Here is a 17,783-nt window from a genome sequence, read left to right as displayed (position 1 = left end):
AGCCCGACCTTGTAGAAAGGCCGGGCTTTTTCAGCGTCGAGTGATGCCCGTAGGCATTTTCTCAATCGCTTAGAACGCTTCCAGGAACAGCGCTTCGACTTCTTCCTGAGAACCCTGACGCGGGTTGGTCAGTGCACAAGCGTCTTTCAGCGCGTGGTCAGCCAGAATCTGGACGTCTTCACGTTTAGCACCCAGATCCGTCAGCGTTGCCGGAATGTCGATGCGTTTGGACAATGCTTCAACGGCAGCGATAGTGGCGTTAGCACCGTCGCGGTCACTCAGACCCGCAACGTCGACGCCCATTGCAGCACCCATATCCTTGATGCGAGCAGCGGCGACTTCAGCGTTGTAGCGCAGTACGTGCGGCAGCAGTACGGCGTTGCAAACACCGTGAGGCAGGTTGTAGTAACCGCCCAGCTGGTGTGCCATGGCGTGTACATAGCCCAGAGAGGCGTTGTTGAACGCCATACCGGCCATGAACTGTGCGTAAGCCATGGCTTCACGCGCTTCCATGTTGCTGCCGTCTTCGCAAGCGATCGGCAGGAAACGAGCGATCAGTTCAGCCGCTTTCAGCGCGCAGACGTCGGTCAGCGGCGTTGCAGCGGTAGAAACGTAGGCTTCGAAAGCGTGCGTCAGCGCATCCATACCGGTTGCCGCTGACAGGCCTTTCGGCATGCCCATCATCAGAATCGGGTCGTTGACGGAAACGATCGGAGTGACATGACGGTCGACGATCGCCATTTTCACGTGACGTTCTTCATCAGTGATGATGCAGAAACGCGTCATTTCGGACGCCGTACCGGCCGTGGTGTTGATCGAGATCAGCGGCAGCGCGGCTTTGCTGGAACGATCAATACCTTCGTAATCTTTGACTTCACCACCGTTGGTAGCCACCAGAGCAACCGCTTTAGCGCAGTCGTGCGGTGAACCACCACCGACGGAAACAACCAGATCAGCGTCGTTTTCTTTCAGCAGTTCGAGACCCTGTAACACGCTGCCGACTGTCGGGTTAGGCATAACGCCATCAAAAATGACGGAAGGGATACCCGCCGCGTCCAACAGAGATGCCACTTTACCTGCCGTACCGCAGGAATTCATGAACGCGTCGGTAACGATCAGCGCACGGTTGAAACCGCGGCCTTTCAGGTCACCGATGGCTTTTTCCAAAGAGCCTTCGCCCATTTCGTTTACTGGTGGCACATAGAATGTTGAAGATGCCATTGAAGACAGCCCCTCTGATAATCGTGGTGAGTGGCGGGGACAGCAATACCCCGACCGATCTGTTACGCAGCACGCGGGTACTGCGCATCGGGACAGGCAGGCAACAGGGGATACCGGTGGGCTAGTGCGCATACGGGCGACAAAAACCCTTCCCGTCCATAAGAACAGCATACGCTTGAAATAATGTAACATCACTTGGGCATTTGGCCGCATGCCAAAAGGGTAACGGGACGATCAGGCACTGAATGGTGCGCACCCTGTTAGCGCATGCCCAACCGAGTGATCGAAAACCGTAGTATTGCCCTGCCATCGCCATTTCAAGCCGCTATCCAACACTGGCAAGCCCATTCCCTGATTGTCATCCCTGCACCCTGACGCGATGCCACCATACAGAGATTGCGCAGACTCCATGTCCATCACGACACGCACAACAGCGCCGTTGGCGTGTGGCGTCAGTGTCATGTGCTCGACGGACTGCCGCGGTTACGATACACCTAATGTTACGGTAAGGAACCTGTATCGAAGTGCAATAAAAATCCCACTATCACACTGAGAAATAAGCAAAAAAAGGCCGCCATCATGGCGACCGTTCAGAGCCTAATAAGAGTGAACATCACGCCGCTACGGCGTAGGGGCTGCCATCGCCTGCGCATAAGTAGGGGAATGAGGCCCTGGCAGGATGCCATTGACGCGCTGCGGGCTCAGCAAACGTTCATCGGCTCGCCCCGCCACTTCATGACCGTAATCGCTGACGGAATCCACGATCTGATTGATGATGGCGCTCAGCAGCATGCCCGCCAGACTACTGCTCTGGCCGCGCTCTTCTGCAGTTGAAGCATACCCTGCCCCTTGCCACAGCAGTGTGCCCGTCCGCAGATCCACCAGTCGCGCCGATAGCGTCACCGTCGTGTCACTGTTAATGACGTGATAGGAAGTGCCATAGTCCTCAACCACGACGTATAGCGCTGCGTCGGCACCAAACGTGTCGTGCAGCTTGTCGAACGGGATGCTCTGGATGTCTTCGGGCGTGGTCATGCCGTTGCCACGGAACGTTTCGTCGACCAATGCGACGGGCAGTACGTAATAGCCCGCTTCGCCCAGCGGACGGCTCAGCTGCGCCAGCACGCTATAGGTGGCCTTGACCTCAGGCGAGTGGTTGATCGGTGGCAGGATCAGCACCGATGTGGGGCGACTAGCACGATATGCCGTGTAATCGTACGGCGTGGACGGCAGGGCACAGCCTGACAGCAACAGTGCACCAACAACGACACCTACCGCTTTTATGAACAGAGTTCGCATGCATCAGCTCCCATGAACACGGGCATTGCCGTGATCGGTCTTGATGTTGCGCATCAGGAAGCGCATGTACGGCACCGACTCAGGAAACAGTGCCTGCTCGCGTTCGAAAGCAGGAACAGCTTCATCCATACGCCCCGTCAGGCTGTAAAGCATGCCCAGCTGAGCGTAGTACCCCGGAGCCGGGGTCATCCCCTTGCTCTGCGCCTTCTGCAAGTGTTTCTCCAGAATGTCGATCTGCTGCTCGGCAGATGTCTCGTTCTGGAAGTGGGCATAGACCTGTTCTTGATAGCCCGGCCAGTAATAGAGTGGCGCTGGCTTGCTGGCACAGCCGCTTAAAAGCGCCATGCCCGCCAGCAGCCCCACCCAGATCCCCCTTGGTCCCATGACATCTTCCTCGAAGTTATTGCGCCTGAGATGGAGCCCATGCCCCGCTGTCGATGCCTTCTACCAAGCGATTGACGGCTTCACGAATGGCCAGATCAAGCACCTTGCCGTTTAGCGTGGCGTCATAGCTGGCGGTGCCACCAAAACCGATCACTTCGCGGTTAGACAGGCTGTACTCTCCGGCCCCCTGCGTGGAATACACCACTTCGGACGTGCGCACGTCGATAATATTGAGGTTGACCTTGGCATAGGCGATCTGCTGTTTGCCACGTCCCAGCAGGCCAAAGAGCTGATGATCACCGACTTCCTTACGCCCAAACTCGGTCACATCCCCAGTCACGACATAGCGGGCCCCCTTCACTTGCTGGGCCTTTTTCGAATACGCGCTTTCCTGCGCCAGCTCATTCATATTGTCGCGATTCAGCATCGAGAAATGGTGGGTCTGCTGCAGGTGCGTTTCCAGAATGGTGCGCGCCTGCCCGCCCAAACGATCGGTGCCGTCCGAGAACAGTCCGCGCATGTAGCTCGAACGGTTGTCAAACTTGCCGATCGCTAGCGGCTGGCGTGGACCGTGATAGTCGCTGTGTGCTGAGTTGACCTGTTCGACTTTCAAAGCCTGCGAAGACTCAGTGGCGCAGCCTGACATCAGCGTTGCAGCCCCCAGAACGCCAGCAAGAACCAGTGTCTTTTTCATTTGTACACGTCATCCGTAGTGTTGTGATAAGGGAGTTCAGTCACCGGCCTCGTGCCGAGTACTAAGGGTTTCCCTGTCGCTATAGGCGTGAGCAAGCTCTCTCAACTATCGGCAAGCCGCGGTACCTCTTGCATGATCGGTTGAGAAGCGGCACATGCCACTCGATAAAAATGCGCTATTTTTATATTTTAAAAACAATGAAGTATGAATAATAACACACGGCCATTTGATGTTATCGGTCGGCACGCTGTCCAAGCCCTCCGGGCTTTCCTATCTTGATATCAAAGGATGTGAATAGACTCTAAGGTCATAACCTTTTTCTCTTTGCCCGGGTTCTGCTCTGGCGTTAGGCTGGATTCAATCGCTTGTTGCCGTGCGCAGCCGCATGCCACTGCAAGCCACTTCATTTGCTGCTAGGGAGCGTCTCATGAGCCGTATCGTCGAGGACAACACGGAAACCATTGGCAATACACCGCTGGTCCGCCTGCGCCGCGTGACCCAGCATCCGCGCGTCTACGCCAAAATTGAAGCGCGCAACCCTGCGTTTTCGGTCAAAGACCGCGTTGGCGCCAACCTGCTGTGGAGCGCTGAGCAATCAGGCGAACTGAAGGAAGGCATGAGCATCGTCGAGCCGACCTCCGGCAATACCGGAATCGCGTTGGCCTTTGCCGGTGCCGCACGCGGCTATAAGGTCATCCTAACCATGCCCTCTTCAATGAGCATTGAGCGTCGTAAGGTACTGAAGGCACTGGGAGCCGAGCTGGTACTGACCGAGCCGGCCAAAGGCATGCAGGGGGCCGTCGACAAGGCAACCGAGATTCGTGACAGCGACCCGGCATGCTATTATCTTCCGCAACAGTTCGAAAACCCGGCCAACCCCGAGATTCATGAACGAACGACCGGACCAGAGCTGTGGGAGGCAACCGATGGTGAGCTAGACGTGTTAGTGGCAGGTGTAGGCACTGGTGGAACGCTGACCGGAATTTCACGCTATTTCGAGCATGCTCGTAAACGCCCGCTGCACTCGGTGGCGGTGGAGCCGGCCGAATCCCCGATCATCAGTCAGGCGCTGGCGGGCCAACCACTGACACCCGCCGGACACAAGATTCAGGGAATCGGTGCGAACTTCATTCCGAAGAACCTAGACCTTGAGCTGGTCGATGACGTGCAGCCCGTGACCAGCGAAGACGCGATTGCCATGGCCCGTCGCTTGGCCACCGAGGAAGGCATTCTGTGCGGCATTTCCTGTGGTGCAGCGGTAGCAGCGGCCGTTCGGCTAGCCGAACGCCCTGAGTTCCAGGACCGTTCGATTGCCGTCATTCTGCCCGATGGCGGTGAACGCTACCTGACGAGCCCGCTATTTGCAGACCTCAACGTCGACTGATCTCATTTTTCACCAACAAAAAGGCATCCATAAAGGATGCCTTTTTCATTGCAGTGCTGACGATCAGCTGCTGCACTATAGCGTTGAATCGGCCACCGTTCAGAGCGTTGGCTCGCGACGTTCACGACGCTGCGGTTCAGCATGCGCCGAGCCACTCGAGTCCTGATCATCGCCCGAGGCATGACGTGCGCGCCATGCACCGAACAAAACGCCCACAGCTCCCCCAATGATGGCGGCCAGCAGTACGACCAGCAACGCCGTGCTTGCACGATGGCGCATAACGTCCATCATGGCGACGATAACCGCCGGCGCGACACCGGAGAAGCTATCGTCGGTGACGGTAGCGGTTTCATGGAAGCTCCACGGCATCCAGCAGACGCCCGCCACGATGCCGACCAGCACCCATTGCAGCGTACGTGGCAACCAGCGCGTGCCGAGCCATCCCATTATCAGTACGATAAGGGACAGCACAAGGTAGAGCATCCAAAGAGTAGGAAGAGAATTGAGCACCGAAGCCATTGTACGGATGTCTCCTCGTTTTCAAGACGTTTAACGAACAATGTTTAACGAACAATAGTGACTATGGTACACGCCCAGTGATGAAAGCGCAGTCTCCATCAAGACCCGAACGCCCCGTTGACCTTTTCTTTCAGGATCACGATCCCGAGTGGCTGTGGCTGGAATCGCGGGAAGACCCGCAGGTCCGGCGCTTTCTAGAGGCCGCCAATCAGGAAGCCAACGCCTGGTTTACGCCGCTAACACCGCTGATCGAACGGCTGTATGACCAGCAGCTAAAACGCCGAGAGCTGGCCGTCACCAGCCTGTCCACCACGCTGAGCCATCATGTGTACTGGCACCACACCGAAGCCGAGGCGGAATACCCCATATGGTATCGGCATCCCATTGGCCAGCCTGAACAGCGCCAGACGCTGCTCGACCTGCCCACCCTCGCCCGCGAAACGGGATTTGCCGAACTGGGCGACTTGGCCATTTCACCGGATGAACAATGGCTAGCTTGGACGCTCGATACCCGCGGCGATGAATATTACGACCTCTACATGCGCCCTCTGCCCTCAGGCGAACCGATCAAGCTGGCCGAAGGCATCGGCCCCGAGTTGATCTGGGCAGAAGATAACCGCCACTTGCTGTATAGCCACTACGATGCCACCCAGCGCCCGGCCAGCGTCTGGGCGATGGATACACAGCAGGCCAACGCGCCGTTCTGCCTGTTCGAAGAAGACGATACCGAATTCTGGGTTGGGCTGGGCAAAACGCGTTCACGCCAGTGGCTAATGATCGAAACCGCGTCCAAGGACACCTCAGAGACGCATCTGCTGCCGGCCGATCTGTCTTCACGCACGTTGACCTGTGTTCGCCCACGTGAAACGGGTATCGAATACCATCTGGACCATATGCCCGGTGTATTTCTAGTACTGCATAACACCACGCTACCGCAGGGGCAGCTTGATCTGGCCCCGGAAAGTGCTCCGGCACAGTGGCACGCCTGGCTTCCAGCACGCGAGGATGTCACGCTGGATGGCGTAGATGCCTTCGAATGGGGTATCGTGCTGACCGAGCGCTATCATGCGGATGCACAGGTACGGCTACGCATTATCGAAGGGACGCCATCGGCCACAGCATCAACGGCAACCTTTGCGGTGACCCATGATGCGCTGCTGCCGCTGGAAGAATCGCCTTCCAGTCTGATGCTGGAGGACATCCCGCATTTCAACAGCCGCACGCTGCGCATCCGCGAAGAGAGTTTCACCACCCCACCGCGCTATATTGCCTGCGACCTCGACACGGGCAGTCGCACGCTGTTGAAGCAGCAGCCCGTCTATGGTGATCTTCAACCGAACGATCTCGTTGCACGCCGCCTGTGGGCCACCGCACCGGATGGCGTAAAGGTGCCGGTATCGGTCGTGATGACAAAAACGGCAGCCGCCACTGGTGCGCCGCTGCCCACACTACTCTATGGCTACGGTGCCTATGGCGAAGCGCTCGATCCGTGGTTTTCCATTCCGCGGCTAGGGCTGCTCGAACGCGGTGTCGCCTTTGCGGTGGCCCATGTCCGCGGTGGCGGTGACTGCGGCGAACCGTGGTACCGTGCTGGCAAGTTAGAACACAAGCACAACACGTTCACCGATTTCATTGCCGCTCGCGATGCATTGGTCAATGAAGGCATCAGCGATGAGCAGCATGTCGTGGCCCACGGTGGCAGTGCTGGTGGGCTACTGGTAGGTGCCAGCATTAACCTGGCCCCGGACGCCTTCTGCGCCGCCGTACTGGATGTGCCGTTTGTCGACGTGCTGCGCACGATGCAGAACCCCGATCTGCCACTGACAACGGCGGAATACACCGAATGGGGTAACCCCGAGCAACCCGATGTGTTTGAGCGCATCAAGGCCTACTCGCCGCTCGATAACGTGCGTGATCAACCCTGGCCCGCCCTGTTCATTCAAGGCAGCTGGCACGACTCTCGCGTGGCCTATTGGGAACCCGCCAAGCTCTATGCCCGCATCACGCAGGCCGGCACGGCGCGAGGCCCCGTGCTGATGCGCACTGAAATGGATGCCGGTCACAGTGGCGCCTCGGGGCGCTTCGAAGCATGGCGCGATACCGCACGACAGGACGCGTTTATTCTCTGGGCGCTGCAATGTGCCGATAGATAGCACCTAGGTGGCTCACAGCAAATCGCATACACGGCGGCTGTGGGCCCATCTGCCACCGGGCTACCCAGCGCCGTTCTCATCATGCGCGCCGCATCCCTTGTGCTGACAGGATAAGCATCGGTATCGGTATGAATCTGATGGCAAGACAGCGATGCCTCGCTCACCTTGCCATCAGACTAGTCACTAAAATGCTGTGGCACTAAGAGGCTGTTTCATAACCTGAGTGATGGCTTCTACCCTTCCCCAAATAGACGGTTTCTACCGCAATTTTGTGGCTTGAAGCCCCTTCAATGACATGGGTATTAGGGTTATGAAACATGCTTTAAAGCTATTGTATGCAGACAAGCACCGGTATCTCTCGCGCTAAATGATGATCGTCAACAGAATTCAACCATAAGTGGCTATGCGCAATGCAGTTTCGCCTGCCCATTAGCGTGTTATATAGGTGATGACTTATATTTAAAGATTAAGGTTACTATCGTGACCCACTCTTATAATTCAGATACATGTCACCGCCAGCCATAGTCCCCCCGGTCACTATGAGCCTTACCGCCCCGCCATTTACACGTTCCTGCACTTTTCCCCAATACGCTCGCATTCATACTTCTATAGCGTCCTGTTCTACTGTAATAGAATCACCGTGCTTCTAAGGTTAGAAAAAAAGAACTAGCCCGTTAATTGTCAGCCGATTACAAAGCTGTTTACTCTAAAACCTCATTATTTCATGACTTGATGACATGAAGGGACGCCCGCGTCGCCTTATGCCATCGGCCATGGCTGACAGGGGGGCGTCATGACACTTTCATCCGTACTGCGCGCGTTATTCCAGAAGATCGCTCGCGTTGTTCGCCTTGAAGAAAGTGCGGTACAGCACGCAGCGAGCGGCATCCCGCGCATTTTCATGCTGGCAGACGAGGGTCTTGGCGGCCTGACGACCTTCAGTCCATCGCTATGGCAAGCACAGGCTCGCGAAACGGCACCCTACGACCGCCGCAGGAGCACTGCGTCCCAATGAGCAATTCAACCTTGCTATCGACGCGTCGCGTGCTGCCTGGGTTTACCTTGTCGCTGGGCACGACGCTGCTTTACGCCGCGCTGATCCTGCTGCTGCCACTGACCAGCCTGATTGGGCAGCTGTCGCAGCTGTCTTGGGCGGAGTACTGGGGGGTCATTACCGATTCACGCAACATCGCGAGTTACAAGGTGACGGTTCTTACTGCACTGGCAGCGTCAGTCATCAATGTGCTGACGGGGTTATTGCTGGCCTGGGTATTGGTGCGCTATCGCTTTCCCGGCCGCACTCTGCTTGATGCGCTGATTGATCTGCCGTTTGCGCTGCCCACTGCCGTTGCCGGCATCACGCTGGCCACACTGTACGCACCAAACGGTGCACTGGGAGCATGGCTGGCCAAAGTGGGCATTACGGTGTCTTACTCGCCGTTGGGCATCATCATGGCCATGGTATTCACGAGCCTGCCTTTCGTGGTACGCAGCGTGCAGCCCATTTTGGAAGAACTGCCAGCGACACTCGAAGAAGCGGCTGTGTCGCTGGGCGCAACCGAACGTCAGACGTTCTGGCGTGCACTGTTTCCGATGGTATGGCCCGCCCTACTGACAGGTGGTGCGCTAAGCCTGGCCCGCTCACTGGGCGAGTACGGCGCAGTGATTTTCATCGCAGGCAATACCCCTTACAAGACCGAGGTGATGTCGCTGGCGATCGTCACGCAGCTTGAAGAATACAGCTACACCAACGCTGCGGCACTGGCATCGCTGGTGCTGGCCTCATCGCTGCTGCTTCTACTGTTCATCAACGCGTGGCAGGCCCGCTTCTTCCGCCGTCTGCATGGAGGTGAGGCATGATCAGAATCGGCTATCAGCGCACGGTACGGCGCGTACTGATCGGTGCCGCCAGCCTAGTAGCGCTCTGGCTGCTACTAGTGCCACTCATCGCCATCGTTGCGCAGGCCTTCGCGCAAGGGGTTCAACCGTTCTGGGCCAGTATCACCGACCTCTACACGGTCAAAGCACTGCTGCTTACCTTGCTGGTGGCAGTAATCACCGTGCCGATCAATCTGGTGTTCGGGGTCACGCTAGCATGGCTAATCACGCGATTCTCATTTCCCGGGCGCCGCCTGCTGCAGACGCTGATCGACATTCCCTTTGCGGTGTCCCCCGTCATCGCGGGGCTACTGTACCTGCTGCTGTATGGCACCAATGGCTGGCTGGGCGGTTGGCTTGCAGACCACGACATACAGCTGATGTTTGCATGGCCGGGCATTGTGCTCGTCACGCTGTTCGTGACCTGCCCGTTCGTCGCGCGTGAGGTCATTCCCGTCATGCAGGTACAAGGACGTCTGGAAGAGGAAGCGGCCGTGACGCTAGGGGCCAACGGCTGGACGCTGTTCTTCCGTATCACGCTGCCCAATATTCGTCTAGCGCTGCTGTACGGTGTAGTGCTGACCAATGCACGCGCCATCGGCGAGTTCGGAGCTGTATCCATCGTATCTGGGGCTATTCGCGGTGACACCAGCACACTGCCGCTACAGGTCCAGCAGCTCTATCAGGACTACAACATCGTAGGCGCCTTTGCGAGCGCCTTGATACTGGCACTGCTGGCGGTCCTCACCCTGTTGATTAAGGCGCTGCTGGATCGTTATGCCCAGCAGCACACCGAAGGAGAGTAACGGATGAGCATCATCGTAGATCAGGTAGCACGCCGCTTCGGGGACGTCACGGCCCTGCATCCGACCTCTCTGGAGATAAGACAAGGAGAGCTGGTTGGGCTACTCGGACCGTCAGGCTCCGGCAAGACGACGCTGCTGCGTATCATTGCCGGTCTGGAACACCCCACCGCGGGCCGCATCCTTTTCGGTGACCGGGACATGACGGCGGTACACGTACGCCATCGTCAAATCGGCTTCGTATTCCAGCACTATGCCTTGTTCCGCCATATGACAGTCTTCGAAAACATTGCGTTCGGGCTTCGCGTGCAGCCTCGCGCTCAGCGCCTTTCGTCACAGGCGATTGCCGAGCGAGTGAATGGCCTGTTGGACACCATCCAGCTATCGCCTCTGGCCAAACGCCTGCCCGCTCAGCTGTCCGGTGGTCAACAGCAGCGTGTGGCACTGGCTCGCGCGCTGGCCGTTGAGCCCAAGGTACTGTTGATGGATGAACCGTTCGGCGCGCTCGATACTCAGGTGCGCGTCGAGATGCGCCGTTGGCTGCGAGCACTGCATGACAAGCTCAAATTCACCTGTGTCTTCGTCACCCACGATCAAGAGGAAGCGCTCGAACTGTCGGACCGCGTTGCAGTGATGAGCCACGGCCGCATTGAGCAGATCGACACGCCCACAGCCCTCTATCAGGCCCCCAGCAACACGTTCGTGTTCAATTTTTTAGGAGAAAGCAACCTGTTCAAGGGCCAGTTGGCAGACGGCCTACTGACATGCGGTGAGGCCTACCTGCCCGCCCAGAGCACTACGGTGCAGATTCGTCCCTACGACCTAGGACTCGACCGCCAGCCCGATGCATCTCATACGTACCTGCCCGTCGATATCCATGACGTTGTATCGTTGGGCGCGCATGTCCGCGTCGAGTTGCACGCACCGTGGCTGGAACGCCCTTGGCACGCCTTACTGCCCCACCATATCGCGGAACAGCAGCGCTTCACGCGCGGCGAGCGAGTCTTCGCAACGCCACATCACCTGTTCAGTTTTCCCATGTAAGCACCGGCGGCCCACCTCATTACCCCTCGCGTGATAACGCGGAGGATTGATCGGGAGGCCCTTCTCCACAGGTTCCGGCGGCAAAAAGCCCTTCACTTCTATCAACACACAAGACGCTAGACTCGCCATAACAATAGAAAAAGGGGCCCCAGAGGCCCCTTTTTCTATGACGATAGCGAACAGAGGCGGTGCGCGATCAGCGCTTGTAGATCTGATCGAAGGTACCGCCGTTGGCAAAGTGGGTCTTCTGCGCCGTCTGCCAGCCGCCAAAATCGTCGACTGTTGTCAGCTGGAAGTTTGGAAACCGGTCTAGCAGCGCTTTTGGAACGCCTTCGGTACGGCGGGGACGATAGAAGTTCTCTGCCACGATGCGCTGCCCTTCCGGAGAGTACAGATGCTCCAGATAAGCCTTGGCGGCCTGCTCGGCCTTCGGCCCTTTGCGCTCAACGTTACCGGAGACCAGCGCCACGGGCGGCTCGGTCAGAATGCTGATCGACGGCGTCACGATCTCGTAGTCCTGCCCGCCCGATTCCTTCAATGCTAGGAACGCTTCGTTTTCCCACGCAATCAGCACATCCCCCAGCCCACGCTGAACAAAGGTATTGGTCGCACCGCGCGCCCCACTGTCCAGCACGGGTACATGCTTAAACAACTGCGTCACAAACGCCTGTGCATCGGCCTGCGCTTTTGCCACATCCGCCTTGCGCGCCGGATCATGCAAGGCCTTCAGATCACCCAACGATTGCTTCAGCCCATACCCCCATGCCGCCAGATAATTCCAGCGTGCGCCGCCGGAGGTTTTGGGGTTCGGCGTGATCACCGAGATGCCGGGCTTGATCAGATCATCCCAGTCCTTAATGTGCTTAGGATTGCCCTTGCGCACTAAAAATACGATCGTGGAAGTATAGGGAGAGCTGCGGTCGGGCAACGCCTTCTGCCAGTCCGGCGCGACCAGCTTGCGTCCGCGTTCCGCGATGGCGTCGATATCGTAGGCCAGAGCCAGTGTCGCCACGTCCGCAGGCGCCCCCTCAATGATGCTACGTGCTTGGGTGCCCGACCCTCCGTGACTTTGGCGAATCGACACCTGATCGCCGCTCTGCTGGCGATACCATTGGCTAAAAGCTTGGTTGTATTGCTGATACAGCTCGCGCGTCGGATCGTAAGACACGTTCAGCAGTGAAATATCCTCTGCATGCGCCACTGGCTGGTAAGCCAGCCACAACGGGAGTAGCCATGCTACTTTCTTGAATGTCGATGCCATGCTGTCGTACTCCTGCTGCCGTAATGGATGAAAGGCCTGCTTCGAGTGTACGAAGCAATCCCCTATCAACAGAAATACTGATTGGTAAGGTTGTTATGCGGATCAGCTATCCATATTGAAAGTGACAGATCGACTATAACTGCGCCCCCTTTCCCTCATAATATTTTTATTCTTCAATATTCAGAAATATCGTCATTATCATACTTCATTAATAGCGGTAAGCCCTTACACTCATTTAACGCGCCGCATTATAAAGAAGAATAAATATCAAACTTATATAGCATCTATGCCGATATCAATAATCATTAACACCATGCCAAATCACATGCACAGATAAAAAGCATTTTGTTTAATTAAATGATGCATGTACCGCTATCAATCGACACCTATGTTTATATTCAGAATGGCACCGCACACCATAGCCGCGGTGGCAGGAGGGGATGCAATGACAGGGGCACTCGTTGAATTCACGCACCATGACCATCAGGACAGCGTCTACACCACCAGAATTGGCCTGATTTTTAGGAAGACGCTCACCATCACGGCAGAAGGACTTCAGTGGAAAAACCGCTTTATCCATTTCAATGACATTGCCGCAATCGGCTGGGGCGGGCTGTACCCTATCTACAGCTTCATCCCAACCGGCACGATCTACTGCATTCTGCTGCAGGATGACCGCGATCGCTTTCCAACCCAGATCGTGACGCGCCGCAAGAGCGTGTACAAGAAGATAGTCGAGCAGCTGTGGGAACATGCCTGTTCGCGCCTTATGATCTCGCTGCTGGTAGGCCTGCAACACGGCAAGCGCTACCGGTTTTCAAGTGCAGTCATCGACGACCGAGGGCTGTATATCTCGCGCCCTCGCCTGTTAAGGCCGTCGGAGATGTTTTACTTCACATGGGATCGCGTCGACCTGTGGAGCAACAACGGCCAGCTGTTCATCGGCCAGCGTAATGGGCTGTTCCATCAGCTGCCTTATGCCTCGTGCGACAACATCCACTTGCTCGAAGCGATGGTGTCTTCAGCCATTGAGCACGGCTACGATCAGCTCAGTCAGTTATTGAAATAGCAGGTGTCTACGCCCCTACACACTGATGCCACACCCCTAGGACGAAGCCAGCAAGTGAATGTTCGCCCTTCTAAACGTTTTGTCGGTATACATGAGGGTACATACACTGGCGATTCAGGCCGTTGGCCAATATAGAAGCATGCGGCTTTGAACGCAGCTGCGCCAAGTTTTTTGCGGCAGGATAACAGTAGGAGCAACACTAAAAGAAAGCGCCATTCACGACATAGGCAAGTAGAACGACAGGGTGTCTAGAGACTATTTCATTACCTGAATGATCGCTTTTGCTCTTTTAAAGACAGATGGTTTTTACCGCAATGTGATGCGTTAAAGCCCCCGCAATGACGTGGGCATTGAGGTTCTGAATACATGCCGTTAAGGCAACAGCATAGGGCAGCCAATTGTCCTTTTCCATCTTAAGGGCGATACGGCTACTGTTTGATAGACGATAAATATCGGTATAGAAAAATCGTCCACTCATCGCATTGAATCTTGCGTCATGCCTGACGCAATACATCTACGATTAGCGCTCTAGCGAACCATTCGTGCAGCCGCCTGATGATGGCACATTCAGACGGCCGCACCTTCACGCCGTCATGACCAGCGTGAGTTGGCCCCCAGTGCATAGCGACCAGCGCCCAGGAACATGATGCTAAGCCCGCCGAAGAAATACAGCGCTTCGGTTTCCAGAGCCCATGCACCGACGTCCGTCAGCGAGAAGAAACGTCCCATACCCACCAACAGCGTCGCAACCAGCAGGTTAAAGGCATATACCAACGCTGCAGGACGCGTCAGCACACCGATGATAATCAGAATCGGCGCAACTATTTCACCAATAAAGACGCCGTAAGCAATAAACCCCGGGATGCCCTTGGCGTCTAGCATGGCAGAGATCCAGCCGATACCGTGCTGGGCTTTTGAAACACCGTGGAACAACATCAGGATGCCGAACGTCAGGCGCAGCAGAAGTCGCCCAAAATCAGAGTGAGCCACTGCGGTATTAAATCGAGTCAGCATGGAAACCTCCTAAGGTTTACAGTCAGGTCATTCGCTATGAAAAAGCATTCACGTGCCTACTGATGTCAGGCACCCTTATGGTCGCTAAACGTTGTCGACCCCATAGAGAGGTAGGTATAGTCAAAATGGCGCGCTTCGTGCAGGAAAACAGCGTCCTCGCTCGAGAGGCATAGGCCTAGCGTTCATTGCAAGACAGCTCGCTTTCAGCCGCCGATGCAGACGACGGATACACACCTAGACGCCCTACTAGGCAATGAAAATCATTTTCAGCTTATACACAATGGTAATGTCGTGAAAGAAGGCACCTGCACGACACTACGTTACCTCCGAGTGACTACCTCAAGAGAACACAGTGGTTATGAGTGAACGGTTTACCTACGATATTTACAACGACTGCTGCCCGGCCAGAGAAGTGCTGGGACGGCTTGCCGACAAATGGGCCTTGCTGATTCTGGATCGGCTAGAACAGGGACCCGTTCGCTTCAACAGCCTGCGACGCGACATACAGGGCATTTCACAGAAAATGCTGACGCAGTCCCTGCGTCGACTTGAACGCGATGGCCTAGTTCACCGCGAAGTGCAGCCCACTGTACCGGTCACGGTTGAATACAGTCTGACAAGACTGGGCCAAACGCTTACGGAGACCGTCACGGTGCTCACCCATTGGGCCGAACACAACATGAACGCCATCATCGCCGCCCAGACGGCCTATGACGAGGCCCAGCAGGCCTGAAAGTCGCCCTCTACATCCCTGACAATCGCCCCGCCGCTTCCCATAGCGGCGAAGAGCGCTCCTCAATAAGCACTCAAGGCGGCGACGCGCCAAGCGTTACGCACCATGCCACACAGTCACTGGTGTGGTCGGCATGTTCCTGTTCCTCCCGACGAAGCGGCATACAAGCAGACGATCAATGCTCCCGCCAGCCATCAGGCTACCTACCCGACACTACGAACCTCACCACAACGCACGACGTTACGCGAGCAACGAGAGCTCAGCGTATGGCAGCGCTCCCTCATGCGTAGTGGCGCGGATACGGTGGCAACACGGTAAGGCCTATCGGATTATCCACTTCTTCATGCGCAGCGGCACAGATGGTGTGGCGACGTGGTGGAGCCTATTGGATGACCCGCTCTTTAGCGCCTATTTCATAACCCCAATACCCATATCATTGAAGGGACTTCAAACCACAAAATTGCGGTAGAAACCGTCTATTTTAGAGAGGGTAAAAGCCATCGCTCAGGTTATGAAACCGTCTCTTACCACGCAACGGCACAGATGTCGTACATGTCGCATGGTATCCCCCATACGTTTACTGCTGCGACATTCATTATCAGCGTATCCTGCATAACCGTATTATTCCTACGCTAATCATAGGTAATACGACAGCTCTATTCTTATTATTCAATGAAGATAAATAAGGCGATTAGTCCCTATTTCCTTATGAAATCCTGTCAATGAAAAGCACCGTATGCGCCGTTGGTGACCCATCGTGTGCTGTGGCTGCAGGCCATCCATCGTCATCGCGCCTCGCCAAAGCAACGGCCGGTTCCACCACCGTTGCCATCAATGAACCTTTATCACACATGTAAAAGAAACACTGCACGCATTATATCTTAAGATCATATGCGTCTAGCCCCTCGATTGACGCTCCACGTCATATGTTTTAAGAATATGTAAATAACGCGCACTTAAATAAGTTATTTATTTCATACCGTCGTGTTCTACGCCGTCAGATCAGCCTCTTTTTTATTTCATCACATAAAAATAGCGATTGCTGATCATGATCACTTATCGCGGTTATGAAGCCGCGCGCACCCACATTCGACGAAAAACTAAAGGGATGGGACAAATGGCACTACGCGATGCAATCGACACCTTCGTGGAGACGTTCTTAGGCGATTACCAACAGGCAGCGCTACAGATCCACGCAACGCCTGAAACCAGCAATCATGAGTTCTTTGCCCGCGATACCCTAGTGGCTCTACTGAAGCAGCAAGGGTTTACCGTACGGCAGGAGGTGGCAGGTCATCGCACCGCGTTCGATGCCCGCTACGCAAGTGCGAAACCCGGTCCCGTTATCGTGTTTCTTGCCGAATATGATGCCTTGCCCGATATCGGTCACGCCTGTGGCCACAACCTGTTCGGCACCACATCATCACTGGCCGCCAGTGCGTTGCGCCATGTCATCGACGCGATCGGCGGTGAAGTCCGGGTATACGGTACGCCGGGCGAGGAAGGCGGTGAACAGGGATGGGCCAAAGACAGTTTTGTGAAGGCGGGCTTCTTCGACGATGTCGATGCAGCGCTGTGCGCTCACCCCGGCTATCGACACACCCGCACCTCGCCCTCGCTGGCCGTGGACATGGTGAATGTGCAGTTCGTTGGCAAAGCCGCCCATGCCGCGGCACGGCCTGAAGCAGGCATCAATGCGTTGGATGCCGTCATTCAGGTCTTCAATGGCGTCAATGCTTGGCGTCAGCAGCTACCGCCGGGGGCCCGCGTTCACGGCATCATCACCGATGGCGGTGCCGCGCCCAATATCATTCCCGAGCACGCCAGTGCCAAATTCTTTCTGCGAGCCGAAACACGTCCGGTGCTGAATGCCATGACCGAACGGTTCCGCGATATCGTGCAAGGTGCAGCGCTGGCAACAGGCGCGTCAGCCTTCTTCGACAAATATGACAACAAACTGGATAACACGCTAATCATCCGTGAATTCGATGATGTCTATGCCCGCAACCTTGCACTGTACGGCCAGACGCTCGAAGAAAAGCCGGTGAACGAAGGCTACGGTTCCAGCGATGTGGGCAACGTCAGCCAGCTCGTGCCGACGATTCAGCCCATGATCAGCATTTCGGACACGCCTATCGTGCTGCATTCACTAGACTCAAGAGAGGCTGCCAAGAGTCGCAAGGGACTGGACAGCATCGGTCTAGGCGCACGAGTGCTGGCCCTGACAGCCATCGAGCTCATCCAGACGCCTTCACTGCTGACATCCATTACCGCCGCCCATCGGCATGTACTCGATGGACAGCAGGCAAAGTGACAGAGAAGACGAC

At 56.1% G+C, this 17,783-nt stretch carries 17 protein-coding genes; 9 read left to right on the top strand and 8 right to left on the bottom strand.

The features are described 5' to 3' along the window. Window positions 1-69: 69 nt before the first annotated feature. From yiaY to ZBT109_RS03100, 4 genes are all read right to left on the bottom strand, one after another. Window positions 70-1,221, bottom strand: coding sequence for an L-threonine dehydrogenase (gene yiaY, locus ZBT109_RS03115; protein WP_027705093.1), 1,152 nt, complete (start codon window positions 1,219-1,221; stop codon window positions 70-72). A 621-nt stretch (window positions 1,222-1,842) separates the two neighbouring features. Next, entirely contained in the window at window positions 1,843-2,520 is a 678-nt protein-coding gene (locus ZBT109_RS03110; protein WP_027705092.1) for a DUF799 domain-containing protein, read from the bottom strand. A 3-nt stretch (window positions 2,521-2,523) separates the two neighbouring features. Further along, window positions 2,524-2,904 (bottom strand): DUF4810 domain-containing protein, encoded by a 381-nt coding sequence (locus ZBT109_RS03105; RefSeq protein ID WP_038278150.1) that lies wholly within the window; start codon window positions 2,902-2,904, stop codon window positions 2,524-2,526. Window positions 2,905-2,920: 16 nt separating this feature from the next. After that, a complete protein-coding gene (locus ZBT109_RS03100) occupies window positions 2,921-3,598 on the bottom strand; it encodes a CsgG/HfaB family protein (protein WP_027705090.1) in 678 nt (225 codons plus the stop codon). A 427-nt stretch (window positions 3,599-4,025) separates the two neighbouring features. On the opposite strand from ZBT109_RS03100, the gene cysK reads away from it, so the two are divergent. Further along, window positions 4,026-4,982 (top strand): cysteine synthase A, encoded by a 957-nt coding sequence (gene cysK, locus ZBT109_RS03095; RefSeq protein WP_027705089.1) that lies wholly within the window; start codon window positions 4,026-4,028, stop codon window positions 4,980-4,982. Between the two features lie 99 nt (window positions 4,983-5,081). Here the strand turns inward: cysK and ZBT109_RS03090 are convergent, their stop codons facing one another. Continuing rightward, window positions 5,082-5,501, bottom strand: a complete 420-nt coding sequence (locus ZBT109_RS03090) for a hypothetical protein (protein ID WP_038278147.1) — start codon at window positions 5,499-5,501, stop codon at window positions 5,082-5,084. Window positions 5,502-5,581: 80 nt separating this feature from the next. Here ZBT109_RS03090 and ZBT109_RS03085 point away from each other — a divergent pair, with 80 nt between their 5' ends. The 5 genes from ZBT109_RS03085 to ZBT109_RS03070 all read left to right on the top strand — a co-directional run bounded on the left by ZBT109_RS03085 (window position 5,582) and on the right by ZBT109_RS03070 (window position 11,379). After that, the gene (locus ZBT109_RS03085; protein ID WP_027705088.1) at window positions 5,582-7,654 is read left to right on the top strand and encodes a S9 family peptidase; all 2,073 of its coding nucleotides are present in this window, start codon (window positions 5,582-5,584) and stop codon (window positions 7,652-7,654) included. A gap of 793 nt (window positions 7,655-8,447) precedes the next feature. Continuing rightward, entirely contained in the window at window positions 8,448-8,669 is a 222-nt protein-coding gene (locus ZBT109_RS13515) for a hypothetical protein (protein WP_027705087.1), read from the top strand. Next, window positions 8,666-9,514, top strand: a complete 849-nt coding sequence (cysT, locus tag ZBT109_RS03080) for a sulfate ABC transporter permease subunit CysT (RefSeq protein ID WP_027705086.1) — start codon at window positions 8,666-8,668, stop codon at window positions 9,512-9,514. Before ZBT109_RS13515 ends, cysT begins: the two co-directional genes overlap by 4 nt. Then, window positions 9,511-10,338 (top strand): sulfate ABC transporter permease subunit CysW, encoded by an 828-nt coding sequence (cysW, locus tag ZBT109_RS03075; protein ID WP_027705085.1) that lies wholly within the window; start codon window positions 9,511-9,513, stop codon window positions 10,336-10,338. The genes cysT and cysW overlap by 4 nt, the downstream gene beginning before the upstream one ends. A gap of 3 nt (window positions 10,339-10,341) precedes the next feature. Next, a complete protein-coding gene (locus ZBT109_RS03070) occupies window positions 10,342-11,379 on the top strand; it encodes a sulfate/molybdate ABC transporter ATP-binding protein (RefSeq protein WP_038278145.1) in 1,038 nt (345 codons plus the stop codon). 196 nt (window positions 11,380-11,575) lie between these two features. Here the strand turns inward: ZBT109_RS03070 and ZBT109_RS03065 are convergent, their stop codons facing one another. Next, window positions 11,576-12,640 carry a sulfate ABC transporter substrate-binding protein gene (locus ZBT109_RS03065; protein ID WP_084261786.1) on the bottom strand — a complete coding sequence of 355 codons (1,065 nt, stop codon included), beginning with the start codon at window positions 12,638-12,640 and terminating at the stop codon, window positions 11,576-11,578. 445 nt (window positions 12,641-13,085) lie between these two features. On the opposite strand from ZBT109_RS03065, the gene ZBT109_RS03060 reads away from it, so the two are divergent. Next, complete coding sequence (locus tag ZBT109_RS03060) at window positions 13,086-13,709, top strand: hypothetical protein (protein ID WP_027705083.1); 624 nt, start codon at window positions 13,086-13,088, stop codon at window positions 13,707-13,709. Between the two features lie 289 nt (window positions 13,710-13,998). On the opposite strand, the gene ZBT109_RS13720 is transcribed toward ZBT109_RS03060, so the two are convergent. Together ZBT109_RS13720 and ZBT109_RS03055 are read right to left on the bottom strand one after the other, a co-directional pair. Next, window positions 13,999-14,187 (bottom strand): hypothetical protein, encoded by a 189-nt coding sequence (locus tag ZBT109_RS13720; protein WP_156934035.1) that lies wholly within the window; start codon window positions 14,185-14,187, stop codon window positions 13,999-14,001. 113 nt (window positions 14,188-14,300) lie between these two features. After that, entirely contained in the window at window positions 14,301-14,723 is a 423-nt protein-coding gene (locus tag ZBT109_RS03055) for a DoxX family protein (protein WP_027705082.1), read from the bottom strand. 358 nt (window positions 14,724-15,081) lie between these two features. Between ZBT109_RS03055 and ZBT109_RS03050 the strand changes: the two genes are divergently transcribed. Both ZBT109_RS03050 and ZBT109_RS03045 read left to right on the top strand, forming a co-directional pair. Beyond that, entirely contained in the window at window positions 15,082-15,456 is a 375-nt protein-coding gene (locus tag ZBT109_RS03050; protein WP_027705081.1) for a winged helix-turn-helix transcriptional regulator, read from the top strand. A 1,117-nt stretch (window positions 15,457-16,573) separates the two neighbouring features. Then, complete coding sequence (locus ZBT109_RS03045) at window positions 16,574-17,770, top strand: M20 family metallopeptidase (protein WP_027705080.1); 1,197 nt, start codon at window positions 16,574-16,576, stop codon at window positions 17,768-17,770. Window positions 17,771-17,783 lie beyond the last annotated feature (13 nt).

The sequence above is a fragment of the Zymobacter palmae genome, from assembly GCF_003610015.1.
GTDB classification, from domain to species: Bacteria; Pseudomonadota; Gammaproteobacteria; order Pseudomonadales; family Halomonadaceae; genus Zymobacter; species Zymobacter palmae.
The sequence above is the reverse complement of the archived record's forward strand: the minus strand, read 5'-3'. Positions and strand labels throughout refer to the sequence as shown.